The 23,226-nt window shown below is 68.8% G+C and carries 15 protein-coding genes; 7 read left to right on the top strand and 8 right to left on the bottom strand.

Translation table 11 applies throughout. The features are described 5' to 3' along the window. Positions 1-19: 19 nt before the first annotated feature. The 3 genes from IU450_RS05840 to IU450_RS05830 are packed head-to-tail and all read left to right on the top strand — an operon-like array spanning position 20 to position 8,567. Positions 20-6,439: a type I polyketide synthase gene (locus tag IU450_RS05840; protein ID WP_195148778.1), complete on the top strand. Its 6,420-nt coding sequence runs from the start codon at positions 20-22 to the stop codon at positions 6,437-6,439. A gap of 37 nt (positions 6,440-6,476) precedes the next feature. Then, positions 6,477-7,874, top strand: a complete 1,398-nt coding sequence (locus tag IU450_RS05835; protein ID WP_195148777.1) for a condensation domain-containing protein — start codon at positions 6,477-6,479, stop codon at positions 7,872-7,874. 9 nt (positions 7,875-7,883) lie between these two features. After that, on the top strand, positions 7,884-8,567 hold the full coding sequence (locus tag IU450_RS05830; protein ID WP_195148776.1) for a hypothetical protein: 684 nt from the start codon (positions 7,884-7,886) through the stop codon (positions 8,565-8,567). Positions 8,568-8,641: 74 nt separating this feature from the next. Here IU450_RS05830 and IU450_RS05825 read toward each other — a convergent pair whose 3' ends face one another. From IU450_RS05825 to IU450_RS05795, 7 genes are read right to left on the bottom strand one after another with little or no spacing between them, the layout of a single operon-like run. Then, positions 8,642-10,747 (bottom strand): MMPL family transporter, encoded by a 2,106-nt coding sequence (locus IU450_RS05825; protein ID WP_195148775.1) that lies wholly within the window; start codon positions 10,745-10,747, stop codon positions 8,642-8,644. Continuing rightward, positions 10,744-11,943, bottom strand: a complete 1,200-nt coding sequence (locus IU450_RS05820; protein WP_195148774.1) for a peptide synthetase — start codon at positions 11,941-11,943, stop codon at positions 10,744-10,746. Before IU450_RS05820 ends, IU450_RS05825 begins: the two co-directional genes overlap by 4 nt. A gap of 26 nt (positions 11,944-11,969) precedes the next feature. After that, positions 11,970-13,016, bottom strand: a complete 1,047-nt coding sequence (locus tag IU450_RS05815) for an NAD-dependent epimerase/dehydratase family protein (RefSeq protein WP_195148773.1) — start codon at positions 13,014-13,016, stop codon at positions 11,970-11,972. Continuing rightward, positions 13,013-13,294, bottom strand: coding sequence for a hypothetical protein (locus IU450_RS05810; protein WP_195148772.1), 282 nt, complete (start codon positions 13,292-13,294; stop codon positions 13,013-13,015). Before IU450_RS05810 ends, IU450_RS05815 begins: the two co-directional genes overlap by 4 nt. A gap of 3 nt (positions 13,295-13,297) precedes the next feature. Beyond that, positions 13,298-14,971, bottom strand: coding sequence for a fatty acid CoA ligase family protein (locus IU450_RS05805; RefSeq protein ID WP_195148771.1), 1,674 nt, complete (start codon positions 14,969-14,971; stop codon positions 13,298-13,300). Continuing rightward, complete coding sequence (locus IU450_RS05800) at positions 14,968-15,882, bottom strand: hypothetical protein (RefSeq protein ID WP_195148770.1); 915 nt, start codon at positions 15,880-15,882, stop codon at positions 14,968-14,970. Before IU450_RS05800 ends, IU450_RS05805 begins: the two co-directional genes overlap by 4 nt. 8 nt (positions 15,883-15,890) lie before the next feature. Continuing rightward, the gene (locus IU450_RS05795) at positions 15,891-16,943 is read right to left on the bottom strand and encodes a 3-oxoacyl-ACP synthase III family protein (RefSeq protein WP_195083968.1); all 1,053 of its coding nucleotides are present in this window, start codon (positions 16,941-16,943) and stop codon (positions 15,891-15,893) included. 584 nt (positions 16,944-17,527) lie between these two features. Here IU450_RS05795 and IU450_RS05790 point away from each other — a divergent pair. Further along, positions 17,528-19,006, top strand: a complete 1,479-nt coding sequence (locus tag IU450_RS05790; RefSeq protein ID WP_195148769.1) for a flavin-containing monooxygenase — start codon at positions 17,528-17,530, stop codon at positions 19,004-19,006. Here IU450_RS05790 and IU450_RS05785 read toward each other — a convergent pair. After that, entirely contained in the window at positions 19,003-19,665 is a 663-nt protein-coding gene (locus IU450_RS05785; protein ID WP_195148768.1) for a TetR/AcrR family transcriptional regulator, read from the bottom strand. The genes IU450_RS05790 and IU450_RS05785 overlap by 4 nt on opposite strands. A gap of 104 nt (positions 19,666-19,769) precedes the next feature. Between IU450_RS05785 and IU450_RS05780 the strand changes: the two genes are divergently transcribed. Genes IU450_RS05780 through IU450_RS05770 form a run of 3 tightly spaced genes read left to right on the top strand, consistent with a single transcriptional unit; the run spans position 19,770 to position 23,223 of the window. Further along, positions 19,770-20,645, top strand: a complete 876-nt coding sequence (locus tag IU450_RS05780) for a metal-dependent hydrolase (RefSeq protein ID WP_195148767.1) — start codon at positions 19,770-19,772, stop codon at positions 20,643-20,645. Next, the gene (locus IU450_RS05775) at positions 20,642-21,712 is read left to right on the top strand and encodes a PDR/VanB family oxidoreductase (RefSeq protein WP_195148766.1); all 1,071 of its coding nucleotides are present in this window, start codon (positions 20,642-20,644) and stop codon (positions 21,710-21,712) included. Before IU450_RS05780 ends, IU450_RS05775 begins: the two co-directional genes overlap by 4 nt. 38 nt (positions 21,713-21,750) lie before the next feature. Further along, a complete protein-coding gene (locus IU450_RS05770; protein WP_195148765.1) occupies positions 21,751-23,223 on the top strand; it encodes a flavin-containing monooxygenase in 1,473 nt (490 codons plus the stop codon). Positions 23,224-23,226: the final 3 nt, after the last annotated feature.

The raw sequence follows: 23,226 nt of genomic DNA, 5'->3' as shown, positions 1-23,226 counted from the left end.
TCCGACCCGGAGGATATGCATGTCGGATATTGCAATTGTCGGCATCGGCTGCAGATTTGCAGGCGGAATCGACTCGCCCGACACCTTTTGGGAATTCGTCCTGGACAAACGTGACGGTGTGATCGAGATGCCGGCCGATCGCTGGGATTATCGCCGCTACTACGATCCGGAACCGCGCACGCCGGGACGCAGCTACACCAAGCGCGCGGCATTCATGACGATCGACCCGTGGGAGTTCGATCCGGACTTCTTCGGCATCTCCGCCCGCGAGGCGACCGTGCTGGACCCGCAGCAGCGCCTGATGCTCGAGGTGACCTGGGAGGCACTCGACGACGCCGGGATCGCGCGGCACGCGGCGGGGGAGTCGATCGGCGTCTACGTCGGCGGGTTCGTGGTGGACCAGTCGGTGATCGGCGTGGTCGGCCCGGCCCTGTTCCACACCGACATGCACACCCCGGCCAGTGCGTCCTACACCATGCTGTCCAACCGGATCGCCTACGCGCTCAACCTGGTCGGTCCCGCGCTCACGGTCGACACCGCGTGCTCGTCGTCGCTGGTCGCCTTCCATCTCGCCTGTCAGGCGCTGGAGAACGACGACTGCAAGGTGGCGCTGGCGGGCGGCGTGAACGTGATGCTGCAGCCGGAGACCTTCGTGCTGATGTGCAAGGGCGGGTTCCTGGCCGCGGACGGCCGCTGCAAGTCCTTCGACGCCTCGGCCGACGGTTACGGGCGCGGCGAGGGCGCGGGCATGGTGGCGCTGAAGAAGCTCGACGACGCGGTCCGCGACGGCGACCGGATCTACGCGGTGGTCAAGGCGACCGGCGCCAATCAGGACGGCCGCACCACAGCGATCACCGTGCCCAGCGCCGAATCCCAAGAAGCTTTGGCCCGTTCGGTATGCAGGCGCTCGGGGCTCGCGCCGGAGGCGATCACCTACGTCGAGGCGCACGGCACCGGCACGCTGGTCGGCGATCCCGTCGAGTTGCGCGCGCTCGGCCGGGTGTTCGGCGCGCCGGCGGGGCGCACGCGCTCGCTCGGCGTCGGCTCGGTGAAGTCGACACTCGGTCACACCGAGGCCGCGGCCGGTATCGCGAGCGTGATCAAGTCGGCGCTGGCGATCCACCATCGCACCATCCCGCCGCAGGGCTGGCTCGACAAACCCAATCCCGACATACCGTTCGACGAGTTGGGACTGCACGTCCAGTTGGAAGCGGAGGCGCTGCCCGAGGACGCCGAGCCGATGACGATCGCGGTCAACGGCTTCGGCTACGGCGGCACCAACGCCCACACCATCCTGCAGGAGTTCCGGCAGGTCGCCGCCCGGACCGATTCGCCTCCGAGACATTTCGGCGTCCTGCCGATCTCGGCGCGCAGCACCGCAGCGGCTCGCGCGCTGGCCGCCCGGTTCGGCGATCTGATCACCGCGGGCGCCGACCCGGATCGGCTGGCCGAGGCCGCCTGGACCCGCATGGCGCACCATCAGTACCGCACGGGCATGCTCGTCGGCGATACCGCCGACCTGCTGCGGGATCTGCGCCGGTTCGCCGCGGGAGAAGGCCGCGACGCCGTACGGACGATCGTGGCGCGGACCGCGGAACCGGTGTTCGTGTTCTCCGGCATGGGTCCGCAGTGGTGGGGGATGGCCCGCGAATCACTGAGCGGCGAAGGTGTTTTCGCCGACGTGGCCGCGGAGGTCGACGCGGAGTTCCGCGCGATCGCGGGTTGGTCGATCATCGAGGAGCTGCTGCGGCCCGAGGCGCAGTCACGGGTCACCAGCACCGAGGTGGCGCAGCCGGCCAACTTCCTCGTGCAGGTGGCGCTGGTGCGCGAACTCGCCGAGTACGGCATCCGGCCCGCGGCCGTGCTGGGGCACAGCGTCGGTGAGGTGTCGGCGGCCTACGTGAGCGGCATGCTGTCGCTACGCGACGCGGTGCTCGTGGCCTATCACCGGGCCCGGTTGCAGGCGAGTACCGCCGGTTCGGGCGGCATGCTCGCGGTCGGGATGTCGCTCGAGCAGGCCCGCGAGCTCGTCGGCGACGACCCGAGGGTGGATGTCGCCGCGATCAACAGCGCGAGCTCGCTGACCCTGTCCGGTGACGTCGACCGCTTGGACGAGATCGCCGAAAAGCTCACCGAGGACGGTACCTTCGCGCGTCGGCTGCGCGTCGAGGTGCCGTACCACAGCCGGTTGATGGACCCCATCCTGGACGAGCTGCGCGAGGCGCTGGCCGGACTCGAGCCGACGGCGCCGAGGGTACCGCTGTATTCCTCGGTCACCGGCGAGCCGGTGCTCGGCCCCGACTGGGACGCCGGATACTGGTGCGCGAACGTGCGGGAGCCCGTCCGGTTCGCCGACGCGGTCACGAAGCTGATCGGCGCGGACAGCCGGGTCTTCCTGGAGGTCGGCCCGCACCCGGTGCTGTCTGGCAACATCCGCGAGGCTCTGCTGGGCGCGGACGTCAGCGGCACGACGGTGGCGACACTGGATCGCAAGCAGCCGGATTCGGAGAGCATCCGCCGCACCCTCATCGGGCTCTACGCCGCGGGCGTACTCGACCTCGACGAGCTGTTCCCGGCGCGGCACCCCGCCACCCCCCACGTGCCGCTGCCGCGTTATCCGTGGCAGCGGACCCGGCTGCATGCGGCGTTGCCGCTGTTCGAGCAGGCGCGGTTGGGTACCCCCGGGGCCTACGCCATGCTCGGCGATCCCGACGTCGAGGGCAGGCCGGATTGGCTGCTGCAGGTCGGCACCGAGCTGCTGCCGTGGCTGGCCGACCATGTGGTCAACGGCATCAAGATCATGCCGGGCGCGGCGTACCTGGATGCCGCGCTGAGTGCCACGGCCGCGCGTCTCGGAGTCGAACGCGTCGCGCTGGAGCAGGTCCGGTTCGTGGCGCCGCTGATCATGGGCGCACCGGACGTGCCGCTGGTGGCGCTGACCATCGAGGAGGCCAGCGGCCGTTTCATGATCCGATCGCGCTCGGCGACGGGGACGGCCTGGACGGTGCACGCGTTCGGCCGCACGCTGACCGGCAGCCACAAGCCATCGAAGGTCGCGGTTCCCACCCTCGACGTCGGTCTCGACGTCGACCCGCAGATGTTCTACACCGGACTGGCCGCCGCGGGGCTGCAGTACGGTCCGGCCTTCCGCCGCGTCACCTCCGTACGCGTCGGCGCGGACGCGGTGGTCGCCACCGTGGACGGCACCATCGCCGCGGACTCCGGACACCTCGCGCATCCCGCGGTGGTCGATGCCGCGATGCAGTCCGCGGCCCTGCTGTTCGCCGATGCCCGGATCGACGAGGGCACGCTGGTGCCGGTCGGCGTCGCGGCGGTGCGGCTGGTCGCACCACTGCCCGAGCGGATCACCGTGATCGCGCGGCGCGATCCCCGGGCCCGGCTGCGCGCCGACGTGGATCTGCTCGACGACGAACGAAACCTCGTGATGCGGTTGAGCGGCCTGCAGATCGGTGCGCTCGCGCCGGGCCAGGACCCGCTGCATCGAATGGTCGACTTCTACTACGCCGAGACGTTGGAACAGCGCGATCCCCTCGATCCTGCGGCGCTGCCGCAGGATTCGGTGACCACCGTGATCGTCGCGCTCGGCGGCGACTGCCGCCGGGCGGGGCAACTGGCCGCCGCCCTCCCGGGCTCCCGGCTCTACGTGGCCGCGACGGTGGACCGCGAACTCGCCTCCGACCTGGCCGCGACACTGGCGGCCGCCAAGGCGGAGGGCACCGACCGGCTGCACGTCTGCGTGGTCGCGGGGACCGTCGAGGACGATGTCGCCGATCTATGGACACTGGAGCGGATCGCGGTCACGCTCGACGAGTTCGTCCATCCCGAGACCACCGAACAGGGGCCCAAGAGCGTCTTCGGTGACGGCTGGTGTCATGCCACCCTGGTGACCGAGCGGGCGTTCGCGCTGCCGGACAGCCCGATCCCGCCGAACTCGAAGCACGCCGCGCTGGCCGGTGCGCGCCGGGTGCTGCTCAACGAGCAGTCGGCGCTGCGCTGGCGGCTGATCGACGTGGAACCCGACACCGAGATCGCCGGTCTGCTCGCGGAGCTGGCCGTGCCGGGCGCGTTCTGGAACGACAACCTCGATGAGGTCGTGCTGCGCGGTGGCCGGCGCTGGGTTCCGCTGGTGACCAAGCCGCTGCAGGAGCGCCTCGACGCCCTCGACACCGCCGAACCGCTGACCGACCCGGAGACCAACTTCACGTTGGAGCTGCCCCGCACCCGGATGCTGTCGGCGTTGGCGTGGCGGCAGTGCCCGCGGCCCGAGCCGGGACCGGGCCAGGTCGAAGTGCGGATGAAGATCATCGGCCTCAATTACAAGGATCCACTCAAGGTCATCGGCCTGCTCGGCGAGCGAGAGCTCGCGCCGACCTATTTCGGCACCGTGCCCGGGATGGAGGGCGTCGGCGAAGTGGTGCGGGTGGGCGACGGGATCACCGACCTCGCGGTGGGCGAGCTGGTCGCGGTGGCCGCCAAGGGCATGATGCAGCGCTATGTCGTCGTCGACCGGCAGCTGACGATCCCGCTGCCTGCCGACGCCGATCCCGGATACTGCACCAGCACCATCGCTTTCGGCACGGCCGAGTACGCGCTGCTGGATCTGGCCCGGCTGGAACCGGGCGAGACGGTGCTGATCCACGGCGCCGCGGGCGGCGTCGGCACGGCCGCGATCCAGGTGGCCAAGGACCGCGGGGCACGCATCATCGGCACGGCGAGCACCGACGAGCGCCGCGCCCACGTGCTCGCCCTCGGCGCCGATCACGCGATCGACTCGCGCTCGCTCAACTTCGTCGACGACGTACTGGAGCTGACCGGCGGCAAGGGCGTCGAGGTCGTGCTCAGCAGCGCGCCGGGGGAGATCCTGCGCCAGAACTTCAACGCCGTCGCGGAATTCGGGCGCATCGTCGAGGTCGGCAAGGCCGACATCTACACCGGCGGACTGCTCGAGATGGCCAACTTCGACAAGAACCTGGCGTACTTCTCGATGGACCTGGACCGCCTGGTCGCCGTCGACGCGCAGCGGCTGGCCCGGCTGCTGCAGCGGGTCTACGAGAAGGTGCTCGCGGGCACCTACCAGCCGCTGCCCTACAAGCTGTTCGAGAGCGACGAGGTGGCCAAGGCCTTCGAGGAGACCATCCGCTCGACCGGGCTCGCCCGGATCGCGCTGCGCATGGATTCGCCCACGCCCGCGGTGCGGCCCTACCTGCCCGAGCTCGAGATCGACAGCACCGCGACCTATCTCGTCACCGGCGGGTTCGGTGGGTTCGGCATGGCCATCGGGCGCTGGCTGGTGCTGCGCGGGGCGCGGCGGCTGGTCCTGCTGGGCCGTGGCGGTGCGAGCACCGAAGAGGCGCGCAGGCAGCTCGAGGCGTGGCGAACGGTCGGCGTCGAGGTGGTCGAGGAGCGTGCCGACGTGACCGACCCGGAGGCTGTCGCCGCGATCGTCACGCGGTCCCACAGCGCCGAGCATCCGCTGCGCGGGGTGTTCCACGCGGCGGGTTCCGTCGCCGACAACCGCTTGGCCGCAATGCGGTTCGAGGAGCTGGACAAGGTGTACCGCCCGAAGGTGCACGGCGCCCGGGTGCTGCATCGAGCCGTGGCCGACGCCGGAATCCGGTTGGACATGTTCGTGCTGTGCTCCTCGGGCGGTTCGATGTACGGCATCTACGGTCAGTACAACTACTGCGCGGCCAACGTGGCGGTGGAGTCGCTGGCCGAGGAATGGTCCCGGGCGGGCGAGCGGGCGCTGTGCGTCGGCTGGGGTCACCTCTCGGGTGCCACGGGCGGCATGGCCGCCGACGAGACGGCCCTCAAATACCTCGATCTGGTGGGCTTCGACCCGATCGACATGGCCGACGCCACCGCCTACCTGGAGCAGACGCTGCGCCTCGGCGTCGCTCGCGCGGCGATCATCCCGACCGACTGGGCCAAGCTGACCGGTACCTTCCCGCAGCTGACCCGCACCGGCCGCACGACCGCGCTCGCGCAGGCCTCCGCCAAGGACACCTCCGAACTGGCCCGGCTGCGGGCCGAGGTGGCCGCGATCGAGGAGAGCAAGCGCGGGGCCTTCGTCGCCCGCAAGATGGCCGAGGAACTCGCCGTCGTCATGGGCGTGCCGGTGGAGTCCATCGATATGACCGTTCCGGTGCCGGAACTCGGGCTGGATTCGCTGATGGCGGTCGAGCTCGGTGCGCGGGTCACCAAGACCCTCGGTATCGACCTGATGTCGCTGCAGATGGGCCGGTCGTTCAGCTTGGAGCAGGCGGGCCCGAAGGTGGCCGAGCTGATCTTGGCCGCGGATTCCGGTCAGACGCAGTCGGTTCCGGACCCGGCTGTGCCGCCGACCGAGCGGGCGGATTCGAACGGTGCGGCGGCCGAACCGGTCCTGGCGCTGGCAGGGGCCGAGGCCAGGCCGTGACCGACCGCCGTCGTCGTCGTCGAAACGAGGTATCACCGTGGTCAGTTTCGGGCTGATCGATGAATGGGAGCCGGGACCCGGCCGATTGGTCAGCTGGGCGGCGTCACCGGAGTCGGTGGCGCGCGCCCGGCGGGCGCCGGTTCACCCGGCCCCGCCCTCACACCAGCAGGAGCAGTATCTTCGGCTCGCCGATCGGCACGCTCGAGCGGATTTCCGGTACTCCGGTCTGTGCCTGGTCACCGCGGAGATCCCGACCGGCGACCTCGACCTGGCCGCGATGACGCGTGCGGTCAACGCGTTCCTGCTGCGCCACGACACGTTTCGGACCTGGTTCAGGGTCGACTCGACCGGCACGCTCGAGCGGCACCTCGTGCCGGCGGAGGACGTCGAATTCGTGCCGATCGACTACGGCCGCGTCGACGAGGCCAGGGCCGTCCGCGATCATGTCCAGAAGACGACGCCCGGGCCCTTCGACTGGGACTGCTTCACCTTCGGGGCGATCGAACGCGACGATTCGACCACCGTCTACCTGGCGGTCGACCATCTGCACACCGACGGATTCGGCCAGTACCTGTCCGGATTCGACCTCGCACTGCTGTATCTGCGCGAGGTGTGGGAAGACGTCGGCATGCTGGCCCCCACGGCCAGCTACCTCGACTACTGCACCGCCGAGCGGGAGTACACGGGCCGGATGACCCTCGCCTCGCCCGGCGTGCGGAAGTGGCTGGAGCTGATCCGCGGGAACGACGGCCGACTGCCCTCCTTCCCGCTGGATCTGGGCAGGCGCACCGATGTGTACAACCGCAGCGCTCACCGCACGGTCACGTTGTTCGACGAGCACACCGCGCAACGGTTCGAGCGGGTCTGCCGCGCCAACGGCGCCGAGTTCGTCGGGGGCATCTTCGCCGCGGCGGCGCTGACGGAGCGCGAACTCATCGATAGCGACTACTACTTCGGCATGACGCCCGTCAGCACCCGAAGCACCGCCGCGGAACGCGCGTCGGTCGGCTGGTACGTGACGTTGCTGCCGGTGGCCTTCCCGATCGGCGCCACCACGACCTTCGCGCGAGCCGCGGCCATCGCGCAGCGCGCCTACGAGAACGGCCTGCGCCTGGCCCCCACCTCGTTCCAGCGCGTGGTGGAACTGCTGCCCGCCGACTCCGATCTCGACCTGGAACCGGGCTGGTCCACGCCCATGATCTCGTACGTGGACGCCCGAGAGCTGCTCGGCAACGAGCTGTTCGACCTGGCGTCGTGCGGGCTGTACGCCAATCGCGCCGCGTCCGAGCAGGTACTGATCTGGATCAACCGGCTCGCGTCGGAAACCACGCTGAGCGTCATCTACCCGGACACACCGGTGGCGCACGGCTCCGTCGAACGCTATGTGGCCACGCTCGAAGCGGTGTTCGCGGCGGCGGCCGAGGCCACACTGTGAGGAGGACATGTGCACACCGCATTTCGTGATCCGGGAATCCCCGACGGGGAGAAGTCCGTCTACAGCGTCACCATCGCCGATCGGCCGCCGAAGCTCGACCTGATCAGCGTGGTCGCCCACGACGGCGACGGCTACCGCTCGATCCTCGAGGCGGGTCTGGGACACGGGAATTTCGCGATGACCATCGAGCAGCGGTTCCAGCGCTCCGGAGACCGGCTGCGGGCCGAGCACTATCGCGCCGAAACCCGCTCGGGCACAACGGTGGTCACCCGCGAGGAAGCGAACTTCATCGGCACCGCCCATCTGCAGTTCGGCGGCGGGATCGCGCCCTTTCCGGCCAACGTGATGCCGCTGGCCGGTGGCCTGACGCTGCTGCGCGGCTTGGACTTCGCCGAGGGCGCCGAAGAGTGCGTGGATCTGTGGCTGGCCTTCTCGGTGCACGTCCCGCTCGGTGCGAAAGTGGAGCAGCGCACCGTCGTCGAGGTACCGGCGGGGCGCATCACCAGCTGGCAGGTCCGGCTGCGGCCGCGGTTGTCCGGACTGAACACGATGCTGGAAAAGGTGCTCGGCGGGTTCCTCCCACCCGCGGTGGCACACTTCGACGCGGACCCGCCCCACCGCCTTATCCGCCTCACCTTCCCGACCGGCCCCATGCCCTGGGATCCGCGCGGCCTCCTGGAACTGGTCGCCTAGCTCCGGACCGGCGAGTGGCACATGGTCGAGGCGAAGTCCGAGCGGACCTCTCGGCCATGTGCCACTCGGGTGAGTCAGGTGGGGGTGGGTGTGCGTTCCTGGACGGTGGTGGGGATGATGCGGGGGCGGCGCGGCGACCACCAGTTGGCGGGGCCCATCAGTTGGACCAGCGCGGGGACCAGGAGCATCCGGACGAGGGTCGCGTCCACGACGAGGGCGATGATCATGCCGAGGCCGAGGAAGCGCATGGGGGTGAGCGGGGACAGGGTGAACGCTCCGGTGACGATCACCAGCAGGGTTGCCGCGGCGGTGATCACGCGGGCGGTCTTGACCGTCCCGGCCCGCACCGCCGCGGCGGTGTCGGCGCCCGCGTCGTGCGCCTCGACCATGCGGGACAGCAGGAAGACCTCGTAGTCGGTGGAGAGCCCGAAGACGACCGCGATGATCAGCACCAGCATGCCCGCGGTGATCGGTCCGGTGCTCACGCCGAGCAGGCCGGACAGATGCCCGCCGCAGAAGATCCACGTGAGCACACCGAACGTGGCTGCCAAACTCAGGAACGCCATGGCGACGGCCTTGAGCGGCAACACGATCGAGTGGAACGCCGCGAACAGCAGCACTATCGTCGCCGCGACCATGACGAGGATCATCAACGGCATCCGCGCGACGATCGAGCGCACGCTGTCGACGGTCGCCGCCGTATCGCCGCCGATCCACAGGGCGGTGCCCTCCGGTGGAGTCAGTTCGCGGATGCCACGAACGGTGTCGCCCGCCGCTTCGGTGCGGTCGGTGCTGCTCAGGAACGCGTGGAAAACCACGAAGTCCTCCGCGCGACCCACTTGCACCACCTGCCGTACCCCCTCGACGTCGCCGAGTGCGGACACGGTCGCGTCGACGGCGGCGGACTGCGGTGGCCCGTGCACTCCGTGCAGCACGGCGGTGACCCCGCTACCCGCGGCCGGAAACTGCGCGGTGAGTTCCTCGACGACGGTGCGCATCTCGTTGCCCTCGGGCAGCGCGCGATGATCGATGTCGCCGAGCCGCAGTCCGGCCAGCGGAGCCGCCAGCACCAGCAGGACGGCGCCGACGACCACGGTCACCAGACCCGGCCTGCGCAGCACGCGGTCGACCAGGCGTCCCCAGAACCGCTCGGCGCGATCGGTGGCCCGCGCCGCGCCGATGCGCGCGCCGAACAGCGCCAGCAGGGCGGGCAGCACGGTGAGCGAGAGCGCGGCCGCCAGCGCCACCGCGGTGATCGCGCCGATGCCGAGAGACCGCAGCACCGCCTGCGGAAAGACGAACGTGCCTGCGAACGCGCAGATCAGCAGTAGTGCCGAGAACGCGACCGTGCGGCCGGCCGTCGCGTAGGTGCGGGTGATCGCGGTCTTCGTGTCGTGCCCGGCGGCGACCTCCTCACGGAACCGGGTGACCAGGAACAGCCCGTAGTCGATGGCCATGCCCAGCCCGAGCAGCGAGGCGACGTTCACCGCGAATGTGCTCACCTCGGTGACCTCGGCGAGCACGCGGATCGCGCCCATGGCGCCGAGCACCGTCAGGCCGCCGACCACCACCGGGAAGGACGCGGCGACGAATCCGCCGAACACCGCCACCAGGATCACCAAGGTCAATGGCAGCGAGAGGGATTCGGCCCGGATCAGATCGCTCCGGGACTGCTCGTTGATCTCGGTGGAGATCGCGCTGTAGCCGGACAGATCGGTGACGATACCCGGAACCCGGAGCTGGGGTTCGATGTCCGGATACGCGCTGACGCGCTGGTTGGCGTCACCGGCGAGGTACACCACCGCCAGAGCGTGCCGATTGTCCGCCGACCGCAGGAACTGCCTACGCGCGAACCCGGCGTTCCAATAGGTCTCGATGGGTCGTTGCAGCATGGCCGGGTCGATACGGGCCAGGGTCTCTTGGACGCGGGGGCCGATGTCGTCGACCGTCTGACCCTCCGGTGCGGCGTACCGCACGACCACGTCGGGATTCTGCGGGCCGAAGTGCTCGCTCACCAACTCGTCCACCCGCGCCGATTCGCTTCCGGGATCGACGAATCCGGCTGCGGTGACTTTGTCGGATGCTCCGAGGCCGAGCGAACCGGCCAGCAGCATCACTCCGGCCACGACGGCGAGCACGATGCGGGGCCGGGCGAGGACGACGCGGATCGGGCCGGTCATCGCGCGACCACCTCGGGCGCCGCGAGCTCGGCCTCCAGTCGCGCGGCGATCTTGTCCAGCAGCGCCTCCAACCGGACCTCGATACCAGCGCCGTTGCGGCAGGAGACGGTCAGCTCCAGCCTCCCGCCCACTTCGGCCAAGACGAACAGCAGCGGCATCGCGCCGCTGTGCTGAGGCAGCAGCCGCACGTCGGTGGGTGTCCAGCCCGGCACCGCCATCTCGTCCAGATCGAACGCGCCCATGTGGGACACGGTGGCCGACACCATGTTCCGGTTCAGTCGTGCTCCGAGCCAGTTGCTCGTCCGCAGCACCCCGCGGATCACGCCGGGTGGGAATTTCGACAGCCTGCCATTGTCGAGCTGGTTCAGTTCCCTGCGCTCCCGCAGCCCGCTGCGCATCCGTCCGCTGATCGTCTCCCAGTTCTCGCCGGGTGTGACGTCGAGGAACAGCGGCAGCGCCAGGTTGGCGGTGGAGCGCAGCACAGGGTCGTGCCTGCGGAGGTCGACCGGAATCATGAAGCGCGATTTCGCTCCCGACTCCGCGGCCAGGATCGCCGCCACCCGCGCGACGATGCCCTTACCGGTCGCGTCGATCGTTCGGTGGCGCAACAGCCAGCGCGCGGCAGCCCGGTTCTGGCGTCCGCGCCCGGTCGCCGCCTTGAAGGTGGGTAGCACCGGTGTCGGTTTACCCGGCGCGCCGATCCGCGCCACGAGTTCGGCGTCGGCGATGGGATCGGCTGCGCCGAGCGGCGGGTATCCGCGCAGCACGCGGAAGATGTCGTCGACCCACAGGCGCAGGCCCATCCCGTCCATCACGCCGTGGAAGGCGCGGAACACGATGGTGGTCTGTTCGCCGGTGAGCAGCAGCACTTCGGTGGTGCGGTCCGGCGTGGGACCGATCGGTGTGTTCAGCACCGCGTCGTTCTCCAGCGCGGCGTAGTTCAGCGACCAGCCGGGCACATGGCGCACGGTGGCGGCCAGACCACAGTCCACCCAGTGCTCGCCGTCGCGGACCAAGCGCGTACCAGGGTTGGCCGCCGAAGCCACGTCGACGGCCCGCTGCAACGCCGCAGGATCCAGGCTGCCGTCGCCGTGGACGGCCAAGTGCATGACGAACGGTGGAGTCACCGCGCGCGTGAAGAAGTACAGACGTTCGGTCGGGGTGATCTTCCTGCGGAAGACGGTGGCGTTGCTCATGCTGGCCTCCGGTACCGGTGGGGTGTTCAGCGCAGATTCCGGGTGAGCTCGACCGCTCCGCCCTGGGTTTCCAGCCACGCCAGGAGGTCGGCCAGTCCGCGGTCGCGGTCCACGACCGGCCGGTAGCCGAAATCTCGTGCGGCGGCGGTGGTGTCGTAGGTGGCGCTGCGGGACAGCAGCGCGACGGCGTAGCGCGACAGCGGCGGCGACCAGCGGGTCGCGACGGCGGGGATGCGCCAAATCGTCTCGACGACCCGGACCGCTGCGTTGATCACCGTGGGGTTGGGTTTCCTGGTCGGTGGCCGGTACCCGAGCCGGGTGGCGACCTCGCCGAGGAAGCCCCAGACATCCGTCTTCTCGGCATCGGCGACGAAGTACGCCTTGCCGCCCACCGCGTCCGAGCCCGCCGCCTGCACACAGGCGTCGACGATGTTGTCGACGTGGCAGAGCGAGGCGTAGACGGTGCGGCCGAAGGACAGGTCCGGCAGTTTCCCCATACCGGCGCGGCCGAGCATCCGCACGATCGGACCGGACCGGTCGCCCGCGCCCCAGATCGCCCGTGGGCGCAGGGCACAGGTGCGGAATCCCGGGCCGTCGGCGGCCAGGACGGCTCGTTCGGCCGCGGCTTTGGTCTCCGAGTACAGGTTCAGGTAGCGCCGCGGATACGGCACCGATTCATCGACGTCGACCTGGTCGCCGCCGTAGTAGTCCATCATCGCGCTCGGGCTGGAGATGAACACGAACCGTCCTGCTCCGCCTCGGCGGGCCGCGTCGAGCAGCCGTTCGGTGGCCCGGACGTTCTCGTTCCAGAACTGTTCCCTGGTGCCACGCTCGTCCACCCGCGCCGCGCTGTGGAACACGATGTCGACGCCGCGGGTCGCCTCATCGAGCGAGGCGGGGTCGGTCAGATCGCCGTAGATCAGCTCGATCTTGTCGATGTCGTCGCGCAGGTCGGCCAGGTTGCTGGTGCGGCGCACCAGGATCGACACGTCGTGCTCGCCGTCCCGTACGAGCCTGCGCACCAGCGCCCCGCCCAGAAATCCGGACGCGCCGGTTACCAGTATTTTGCTCATTGCACTTTCTCCTCGCCGGGCTGGGTTCGCCACCAGGTCAAGCCGAAGATCTGCGTCAACACCGCGGTCTCCCACCGGCCGCGGCCCGAGCCCTCGGCGGCACGCAGGGCCGCCGGAATCTGGGCCGCGTGCACAACGATGCTGAGGAACGCGTCGATCCACCACACCGTGCGCAAGAGCCGGCTGTCCGGGACACGGTCGGTTGCCGCGGCCAGCGCGCCGCCGGCCAAATACAGCCACCCGATGACGGGAATCGCCCGAAATAGAGTCGTTTTCATTTGTTATGCGTCCGTTCCGAGCCGTTCGGCGGCCCACACCGCGAGTCGTTCGCGCCCGATCTTGGCGTTGTGCCGGATATCGACCGGGAAGGACGGATGGACCAGGAAGTCGGCGATCGTCCTGGTGAGGTCGAACCGTGCGCCGTGGGCCCGCAGCGCGGGTTCGACGATGTCCGGGTCGGCGCCCGACTTCACTTCGACGCAGAGCACCGGCCGCTGTGCCCCACGCGGGCCGATCCCGACCAGAGCGGTACGGGCCACGCCCGCGACGGTGTTGAACACCTGCTCGACCTGAACGGTGAACATCGGTCCGTGCGCGGTGATCACTCGCTGGCTCTTGCGTCCGCAGAACCAGATCCGGCCCTGCTCATCGATCCATGCGAGATCGCCGGTACGGTGCCAGATCCGATCGCCGTCGACGATCTTGCCCAGCGTGTTCGCCTGCTCCGGCCAGTAGTACCTGGTGCTGACGTTCGGCCCGGCGACGACGAGTTCGCCGATGCCGCGGGTGCTTTCCAGCTCGCCGGCCAGTTCCTCGGCCCGAGCCATGGTCGGAATCGGCTCGTCGGTGATCGCCACGATCCGCGCCTGCACCTGGTAGGCAGGCCTGCCGACGCAGGTGCCCTCGCCGTGGTGTGCCCGCTCGACCGGTCCGTCCAGCAGTTCGCGGGATTCGATGGTGGACATCGGCAGCGCTTCGGTGGATCCGTACCCGGTGACGACGTTCGTGTCCTCGTCGAGCACCTCGCGCAGCCCCGCGATGCACCAGTCCGGGACCGGAGCTCCGCCGGAATAGATACTGTCCAGCGAGGTCAGCGCGACCGGGTGCGCACGCAGGTGCTCGAGCAGCGGGATCAGCACGGCGGGGGAGGCGAACATGGTTCGCACGCCGAACTTCTGGATCGCGTCGACCACGTGCGCGGGATCGGTCGCGCCGACCTTGCTCGGGATCAGCGGAGGCAGCACACATCGCGAGCCGAGCAGCAGGTCGAGCACGCCGACCAGCGGAAGGGTGATCAGCGATGCCTCCGGCGTGATCTCCCCCCGCGCCATGTGCACCTGGTCCACCATCGCGGCCAGGTTTCCGTAGGTCATCTGCACGGCTTTGGCCGGTCCCGTGCTGCCGGTGGTGAACGCGATCAGCGACAGGTCCTCGTCGGTGGCCGGGCGGCCGGGCTGCACCGGACCCGTCGGTGTCCGGCCCCATGCCCGCAGCGACTCGCCCCGCCAGAACCACCGTCTGCCGACCGTGACCGCGGTACGGACAGTGCGGAGACTGGGCCGGAACAGCACCCGCAGCGCGTGCGCCTGCGGGATGCCGATGAACGCCTCGGCATCCACGGCGCGCAGGCAGCGCAACATCTTTCGCACGCCCATGCCCGGGTCGATCACCACCGGCACCGCGCCGATCTGGAGCAGCCCGAACAGGATCGCGTACAGCTCCGGGCTCGGTAGCACCAGCACGATCGTGCGCGTTCCGGTGCCGACACCCGCCGCGGACAGCCGTCCCGCGATCGTTTCCGACCACAGACCCAGCTCGCGATACGTGAGATGCCGGTAGGCCGGCAGGCCATCGGGGCCGACCCCGTGCGCGTAGCGAACCGCCACACGGTTGGGATCGGTGCGGACGACCGCACGAAACCGATCGATGGCCTGCCGATATGTTCCCGTTGTCACGCAGGCGCCCCGGCGAACACAGGCAACCGGTACAGCACCGCCGCGGCCGCCGGACCCGCGCCCGCCGCGACGAACAGCACCTGCCGGTACTCGGCGAGGCCATCGTCCGTGATCGCCGAGTCGTACGCCGCGGTGAGCGCCGCGGTGTGCGGGTCGCCATCCCGCAGATCCGGAACGCGGACCGAACGCTGGTCGATGCCGAGGGCGGCGGCCAGCTTCTTGGGGAACTCCGGGCTCGGCGTCGACGCGATCAACGCGATCTCGCTCAGCGCGGCGTGGTCCGACCCGGCGAGCGCTTGGCGCGCGGCGTCGAACGCCACCTCCAGCAGGCGGTCCTCGAAGCCGGGCTCCCGTTCCACGGTGATCAGACTGCGGCCGCGGGCGCCCATCGTCGAGATGTCGAGATACCCCTCGACCGCCGGCGTTCCCTCGCCCTTCACGGTATGCACCGTGCCGAAGCCGTCCGGTTCGTCGGTGCGCTCGAGCAGCAGCGCCGCGCCGCAGGTGGAGTAGGGGAACTCGTCGTCGGCGACCGAGCGGGTCATCGACGGATGAGTGTCGCCGGACACGATGAGCACGTGCTCGGCGCTACCGGTCTCCAGCACCGAGGTGGCCACCTGGACCGCGTTGAGGACACTGACCGCCCCGTTCATCAGATCGAACGAGAAGGTCCTCGGGTCGTCTTTGGCGTATTCCAAGCCGATACCGGCCGCCTTCTGGATCAGCGCCGACACCGCCGGTTCGACGGTATTCGAGTCGCGGAAGATGCCCGCGTTGATCAGTAGGCCGACTTGATCGGAACGGATTCCGGCGCGCTCCAGACTCTGCCTGGCGGCGCGGGCGGTGTGCTCGACGATGCTGTAGGTGTCGTCGGACCGGCTGATACCGGTGGACTTGATGCGCACGCTCATGACCGACCTCAGACCTTCAGCGACGAGATGGTGGTGGACACGAACCCGGTGACGATGCCGGAGGCCGCGGGTACCAGCAGCAGCTTCGACCCCGCGGGGATGTTCTGCTCGCTCAGCTGATCGTGCAGGACGATGAAATGCGAAGTGGTGGAAGTGTTTCCGTACTTCTCGATGACTCGCAGATCCGGCGGCATCGGGCTGCCGAACTCTCGTTCGGCGATGGCGTTCATCCACGGAATGGCGGCGGCGCCGAACTGGTGGTGGATGACGTAGTCGAACTTCTCGTCGGCGAAGGTCTTGCCCCGCGCCTCGAGGAATTTGCGCTGGGTATTGGTGCCGAGCAGGAAGCGGTCCTCGTTGTGCATCCTGCGGTTGTCGGTGTACATCGCGACGCCCTGGGATTTGTCGCTCGGCATGCCGAGGCACAGGTGCGAGTATTCCGCGGCGGTCATCATCTCGATGTAGTGGATGACATCGTTTTCATCGATGGCTTCGTCCAGCACGATCGCACATCCGGAGTCGCCGACGGTCAGCGCCGCGAACTGCGGATCGTATTTCTCGGAAATCTCGCGGACCGCGGTGTCGGCAATTTCGGTAATCGCCTCGCCGCTGACCACGAGTCCGTTCCGGACGGCTCCGGATCGGATCATCCGGTCCAGGATGTAGGTGCCGGTGAGCATTCCTGCGCATGCATTGGAAATATCGAATGCAATGGCGTTCTTAGCGCCGATAAGTCGGCTTATCGACATCGCGAACGAGGGCTCCATATACATGCGGGTGCCATGCTTGCCACGCGAGATCGAGGTGGAGATGATCACGTCGATATCTTCTGGACCGTACTGTGACCTGGACAGACAGTCCTCGACGGCCTTCATGGCCAGCGTGAACGAATCTTCGTAACTTTCCGGTCGAGTGTCGCGTACTCGGCGTTCATGGACGCCGGTGATTTTCTCCAGATCGAACGAAGGGGGCTCCTTCATTCGGGACAGCAACTCCTCGGTGGTGACCACATTCGAGGGCAGATATGCGCCGATGGATTCGAAACGAGAATGGGGAGACACGAGCGCTCCTGAAATCGTTGAGAGATACGGTTCCGGATCGACTCTGATCGTCGGTGCATTGAACACTACCCGACAGTAACAACAAATGGCTATAGCGCTTGCGGGCCGTGCGTCTGAGACGGAAATCACCTCCGGCGGTACCTGTTTCGTGAGGTATCACCAACTGGTGATCGGCTGGCTATGGCGTTCGCAGTATTGCGATGTGATTCCCCGTTTCGGTTTGTCGCCGCTTTTCGGGTTCCTCGCCAGGTAGGGGGCTCGGTGTGGACGAATGCGACGCTTTCGGAACCGCTACCGATCGGCTATTGCCGGATGGTGGCAATTCGTGAGTGGCCGCCGGGACGGCTCCCTCGGTGGATGTGAGTGAGTTCACTACGACCGGGGAGCGTGTGACCGGTCGGTATCGCGCCTGTGTCCCTCCCGCGCGCTCACCGAACCTGTTGCGGGGTAAGGGAACACACAACCTCGGTGGCTTGTCCGAGATGCGTGTCTCGAACCTTTTACCTGGCCCGATAGGCTCAGGGCAGGCGGGTGCAGCGCCTGCGGTGTGCCCGGACGTTCGTCGGCGATCGAAGGAAGAGGTTATGGCGACCGGTGTGGAGCATGTCGACGTCCTCATCGTCGGCGCCGGTCTCTCGGGCATCGGCGCGGCCTGTCATCTGAGCCGGGCGTTGCCCCAGCGGACCTACCTGCTCCTGGAGAGCCGGGCCACCCTGGGCGGCACGTGGGACCTGTTCCGCTACCCCGGCATTCGCTCCGACTCCGACATGTACACCCTCGGCTACCGGTTCAAGCCGTGGCTGGGCGAGGAGTCGATCGCCCAGGGGGATGACATCCTCGCCTACCTGCGCGAGACCGCGGCCGAATACGGCATCGAGCGCCGGATCCGCTTCCACCATCGGGTGGTCGGCGCGGAATGGTCGAGCGCCGACAACCTCTGGTCCGTGCGCGCGGAGCGCACCGACACCGGCGAAACCGTCACGTTCACAGCGGGATTCCTGTTCTCGTGCGCCGGGTACTACCGCTACGACACGGGGTACTCGCCCGGCTTCGCCGGCTCCGAGCGCTTCGCAGGCCCCATCGTGCATCCCCAGTTCTGGCCGCAGCACCTCGACTGCGCGGGTAAGCGGGTGGTCGTCATCGGTAGCGGCGCCACCGCCGTCACGCTCGCTCCCGCGCTCACCGCGGGAGGCGCGCGGGTGACCATGCTGCAGCGCAGCCCGAGCTACATCATCTCCGCGCCCGCACGCGATCGCTTGGCGCTCACGGCGCGCCGTTTCCTGCCCGCGCGGGTCGCATATGCGCTCGCCCGCGCCGAGTACATCGCGATCTCCACCGCGTTCTACCAGCTCAGCAGGCGCGATCCCGCGGGAACGCGCAAGCGCATCCGCGGCTGGCAGCAGCGCTGGCTGCCCGCGGGCTTCGACATCGACACCCATTTCACGCCCCGGTACAACCCGTGGGACCAGCGGCTGTGCCTCGCGCCCGACGGCGACTTCTTCCGCGCCATCCGCCACGGCCTGCTCGACGTGGTCACCGACCGGATCGAGACCTTCACCGAGCGCGGTCTGCGATTGGCTTCCGGCGCCAGCTTGGACGCCGACATCGTCGTCACCGCGACCGGTTTGAATCTACAAGCCTTCGGGGGCGTCGAGCTCGTGGTGGACGGCTCGCCGGTGGCGCTGTCGGAGCGGATGGCCTACAAGGCGATGATGCTGTCCGGCGTACCGAACTTCGCCTTCGTCGTCGGCTATCCGAACGCCTCCTGGACGCTGAAGGCGGACCTGGTCTCGGAGTACGTCGTCCGGCTGCTGAAACACATGGACGAACACGGATATGCGCGGTGCGTACCCGTCCGCGACCCGTCGGTGGGCGCCGAGTCGCTGTTCGGCGGTTTCACTCCCGGTTATGTCCTGCGCGCCGCGAACCTGTTTCCGGTGCAGGGTGATCGGGCGCCGTGGCGGCTTCGCATGAACTATCTGCGCGATCTGGTCACGTTGCGTTACGGCCGGATCGCGGACCGGGTCATGCGGTTCGAGCAGGCGCCCGGCGCCCGCGACTAGGCCTCGGTGCTCAGCGAGGAGCGCGCCGTGGCGATCCGCTCGATGACGTCGGCGGCGTGCGCGTCGAAACGCTCCCGCGAGACGGGGATCTCGCCGTCGAGCCAGGGGCGATAGAGGTAGGCCAGCGCGCCGAAGATGGCGCTGGCGTTCAGCGCGTAGTCGTGCTCGTCGGGGACCGGTTGGGTGTAGTCGCCCGCGCTGATGGTCAGCGCGATCGGCGCGGTGAACAAGCCGATGAGTTCGTTGGCGCGTGGCATCAGCACCGGAGTGGCCTGCGACTCGATGAACATGATCCGCCCGCGGCGGCGGTCCTCCAGCAGATAGTCGCTGAAGACGGCGACCATGTGGCGGAACATCTCGTCTCGTTCGATGGGCGCGTTGGGCAACTCGTCGAGCAGTCGGTCGCGCGCGCCGAGGACCACCGTGTCCAGTACCGTCGTCAGCAGCGTGTCCAGGTTCTGGAAGCTCTCGTAGAAGTAGCGCTCGGTCAGTCCGGCCTGGCGGCAGACTCCGCGCATGGACGTCTCGGCGGCGCCGACGGTCGACATCAGCTCGGTGCACGCCTCGATCAACTGCTCCCGGCGGGCGGCGACGCGATCGGCGGGGGATTGCCCGCGCCAGCGGCGCATGCCCGGAATCGACCCGTCGGCTTCGTCCATGGCGTCATCCTCTCATAGCGATCGAATTGACATCATGTGATGTTGACAGCATGTGATGTCACCAATACATTGCGAGGACACCGATCGACTACGAGGGGTGCGAGATGGGCTCTGCCGTATACGCCGACCAGACTCACGCCATCAACGCGCGAGCCGTGGAGTTCGACTTCGCCACGGTGCCGATGCACTACATCCCCGGCGAGGCGATGGCCACCCACATCATCAATGTGATGCACCTGGTGCTGCCCGAAGGCGAGCGCGCGATGGCGCAGGCGCTGGCCGAAGCGCTACCGCTGATCGACGACGAGCGGCTGCGCGAGGAAGTCCGCGGCTTCATCGGCCAGGAATCCATGCACGCCAGCTCGCACGAGAAGGCGCGCGAGCAACTGGAGCGGCTCGGCCTCGACGTCGGCCCGATGGTCGACCGGGTGACCTGGCTGGTCGACCGGGTACTCGGCGACCACGGACTGAGCGGGCGGGCCAAGCGGGAGTGGCTGTGCGAGCGGCTGGCGCTGTTCGCGGGCATGGAGCACTACACCGCGGTGATCGGCGAGTGGCTGCTGACCAACGACAAACTCGAAGCCAAGGGCATGCATCCGGCGATGCTCGACCTGATCCGCTGGCACGGCGCCGAGGAGGTCGAGCACCGCAGCGTCGTCTACGACGCGTACATGCACGTCGACGGCGGATACGCCCGCAAAGCGAGGCAGGCGCTCATCGCGAGCGGGGGTTTGCTCGTGCTGTTCGTCATCTCCGGCGGCTATCTGTTCCACAAGGACCCGTCGAAGCACAAGGGACGATTCTGGCCGCTCCAGCTGGCCAGCGCGTCGGTACGCGGTGTGGTACCGAGCTTCACCACGTTCCTCACCGAGATCCCGCGCTATCTGCGACCGGGCTTCCACCCCTCGCAGCTCGGCCCGATGGACAACGCGCTGCGCTACCTCGCGCAGTCGCCCGCGGCACGGGCGGCGAACGCGTGACCGCCGTCGGGGAGCGGTTCGAGCCCGGCGCCGCGCTGCGGTTGATCGGTTCGGCGGCCGACGCCTACAAGCGCCTGTTCGTCGAAGGCGATGCCGCGCGGCTGCTTTCGCGACCGCGTCCGGTACGGCGCAGCGGCTTCGACTTCGAGGTGGTGGTCGACCGGATCGGGCACGAGGCCGACGGGGTGGTCAGCTTGTGGTTGCGCCGCCCGGAGGGCGGTCCGCTGCCCGCGTGGACGCCCGGCGCGCACCTCGACGTCTTCTTGCCCTCGGGTCGCCAGCGTCAGTATTCGCTCACCAACGATCCCGCCGACCGTGGGTTCTATCGCATCGCCGTGCGCCTCATCGCCGACGGCGAGGGCGGCTCCGCGGAGATCCATCGGGATCTGCGGGTGGGTGACCGGCTCGGCCTACGCGGTCCGCGCAACGCGTTCCCCTTCGTCGCGGCGCCGTGCTACCTGTTCGTCGCGGGCGGCATCGGGATCACCCCGATCCTGCCCATGGTCGCCGCGGCCGAGCGCGCCGGAGTGCCGTGGCGGCTGATGTATCTGGGCCGGGCCCGCTCGCGCATGCCGTTCCTGTACGACTTGGCCCGCTACACCGGCGGTGACGTGGTGGTGCGGCCGGACGACGAGTTCGGCGTGCCCGACGCGCGGATGATCTTCGAGCAGACGCCGCCCGGCGCGGCGGTGTATGTCTGCGGGCCGCCGCCGCTGGCCGAGGCCGCGCGTGCGGTGCTCGCCCTGCACGAGCCGACGGCCTCGCTGCACACCGAGCGGTTCTCGCCGCTGCCCGTGCGGGACGGCGAGCCGTTCCGGATCAGGTTGCATCGCAGTGGGTTCGACGTGGAGGTCGCCGCCGGCGAGTCCGCGCTCAGCGCGATCCGGCGGGTGCTGCCCGGGGTGGCCTATTCCTGTCAGCAGGGATTCTGCGGCACCTGCAAGACCCGGGTGCTCGCCGGCGCGGTGGACCATCGGGGCCGGTCGCTGCTCGAATCCGAGCGCGCGGAGGCGATGCTGACCTGCGTCTCCCGGGCGCGCGGCGGCGAACTCGAATTGGATCTGTGAACTCGGCGGGCAACGGCGCCCGCGGGTGGGAGGAAGACATGACCGAAGCTGCGGATCCGGAGCACGTGCCGATCGCCGTGATCGGTGCGGGCATAGCCGGAATCGGTCTGGCGGTATCGCTGCGCGAGGCGGGGATCGATGATTTCCTGCTGCTCGAGCGCGCGGGTGATCTCGGTGGCACCTGGCGGGCGAACACCTATCCGGGCTGCGCCTGCGATGTGCCCTCGCATCTGTATTCGTATTCCTTCGCGCCCAATCCGAATTGGTCGCGCACCTACGGCACGCAGCAGGAGATTCTCGATTATCTCCGGTCGGTCGCGTCGCGCAACGACGTGTTGCGGCACATGCGGTTCGGGGTCGAGTTGCTCGAGGCGCGCTGGGACGACGCGGCCACGCTGTGGCGGCTTCACACCAGTCGCGGTGATCTGACCGCGGACGTGCTCGTTTCCGCCGTCGGGCCGTTCAGCGAGGCCCAGATCCCGCGGGTGCCCGGCGCGGACACCTTCGAAGGGACTCGATTCCATTCGCTGCACTGGGATCATGAGCACGATCTCACCGGGGAGCGCGTCGCGGTGATCGGAACGGGCGCCTCCGCCGTGCAGTTCATTCCCGAGATCCAGCCGGTGGTCGGCAAGCTGACGGTGTTCCAGCGTTCGGCGCCCTGGATCGTGTCGCGGCTGGATCGCCGCACGCTGTCCGCCGAACGCGCGCTGCTGCGCCGGATGCCCGTGCTCGGCAAAGCGATCCGTGGTCTGTACTACACCGGAATCGAAGGGTTCGGCCTGGTCGGCTTCGTGGACAAGCGGTTCCGGCATCCGTACGAGGCGCTCGGGAGGCTGCAGCTGCTACGTCAGGTGCGCGATCCGGCGCTGCGCCGCAAACTCACCCCCGACTACGTGATCGGGTGCAAGCGAGCGATCTTCTCCGACGCCTACTATCCGGCTCTGACCCGACCGAACGTCGAGGTCGTCACCGAAGGCATCCGGGAGATCCGCGCCCGGTCCGTCGTCACCGCCGACGGCGCCGAGCATGCGGTGGACACGATCATCTGGGGCACCGGATTCGGCGTGCCGCCCGCGGTTTTCGACCGGGTGCACGGACAGGGCGGGCAGTCGATCGGCGACCGGTACCGCGAGCGGCCGAGCAGCTACCTCGGCACGACCATGGCGGGCTTCCCGAACTTCTTCTGCACCCTCGGGCCGTTCGGTGCGGCGGGCAATCAGTCCGCGATCTATATGATCGAGGCGCAGGTGCGCTATATCGTCGATGCCGTGACCACCATGCGTGCGCGGAACATCCAGCGGATCGATGTGCGCGAGGAGGTGCAGCGCGCCTTTCTCGACGAGGTGGCCGAGCGCAGCCGCGACACCGCCTGGCTGACCGGCGGCTGCCGCAGCTACTACCAGACCGCCGACGGCGGCAACGCGGGCCTGTACCCGAACTGGAGTTTCGAATACCGGCGGCGCACAAGACGATTCGATCCGGAGTCCTACCGGCTGCGGGCGGGGTGAGCG

The organism is Nocardia abscessus (assembly GCF_015477775.1).
In the GTDB taxonomy this organism is placed as follows: Bacteria; Actinomycetota; Actinomycetes; order Mycobacteriales; family Mycobacteriaceae; genus Nocardia; species Nocardia abscessus_A.
This window is presented reverse-complemented; position numbering and strand designations above follow the sequence as displayed.

Bases quoted from the DNA above. Each gene is read 5' to 3' on its own strand.
- IU450_RS05820 (WP_195148774.1), bottom strand. From the start codon at position 11,943: ATGAGCAACGCCACCGTCTTCCGCAGGAAGATCACCCCGACCGAACGT.
- IU450_RS05770 (WP_195148765.1), top strand. From the start codon at position 21,751: ATGACCGAAGCTGCGGATCCGGAGCACGTGCCGATCGCCGTGATCGGT.
- IU450_RS05780 (WP_195148767.1), top strand. From the start codon at position 19,770: ATGGGCTCTGCCGTATACGCCGACCAGACTCACGCCATCAACGCGCGA.
- IU450_RS05810 (WP_195148772.1), bottom strand. From the start codon at position 13,294: ATGAAAACGACTCTATTTCGGGCGATTCCCGTCATCGGGTGGCTGTAT.
- IU450_RS05825 (WP_195148775.1), bottom strand. From the start codon at position 10,747: ATGACCGGCCCGATCCGCGTCGTCCTCGCCCGGCCCCGCATCGTGCTC.
- IU450_RS05840 (WP_195148778.1), top strand. From the start codon at position 20: ATGTCGGATATTGCAATTGTCGGCATCGGCTGCAGATTTGCAGGCGGA.
- IU450_RS05815 (WP_195148773.1), bottom strand. From the start codon at position 13,016: ATGAGCAAAATACTGGTAACCGGCGCGTCCGGATTTCTGGGCGGGGCG.
- IU450_RS05790 (WP_195148769.1), top strand. From the start codon at position 17,528: ATGGCGACCGGTGTGGAGCATGTCGACGTCCTCATCGTCGGCGCCGGT.
- IU450_RS05785 (WP_195148768.1), bottom strand. From the start codon at position 19,665: ATGGACGAAGCCGACGGGTCGATTCCGGGCATGCGCCGCTGGCGCGGG.
- IU450_RS05800 (WP_195148770.1), bottom strand. From the start codon at position 15,882: ATGAGCGTGCGCATCAAGTCCACCGGTATCAGCCGGTCCGACGACACC.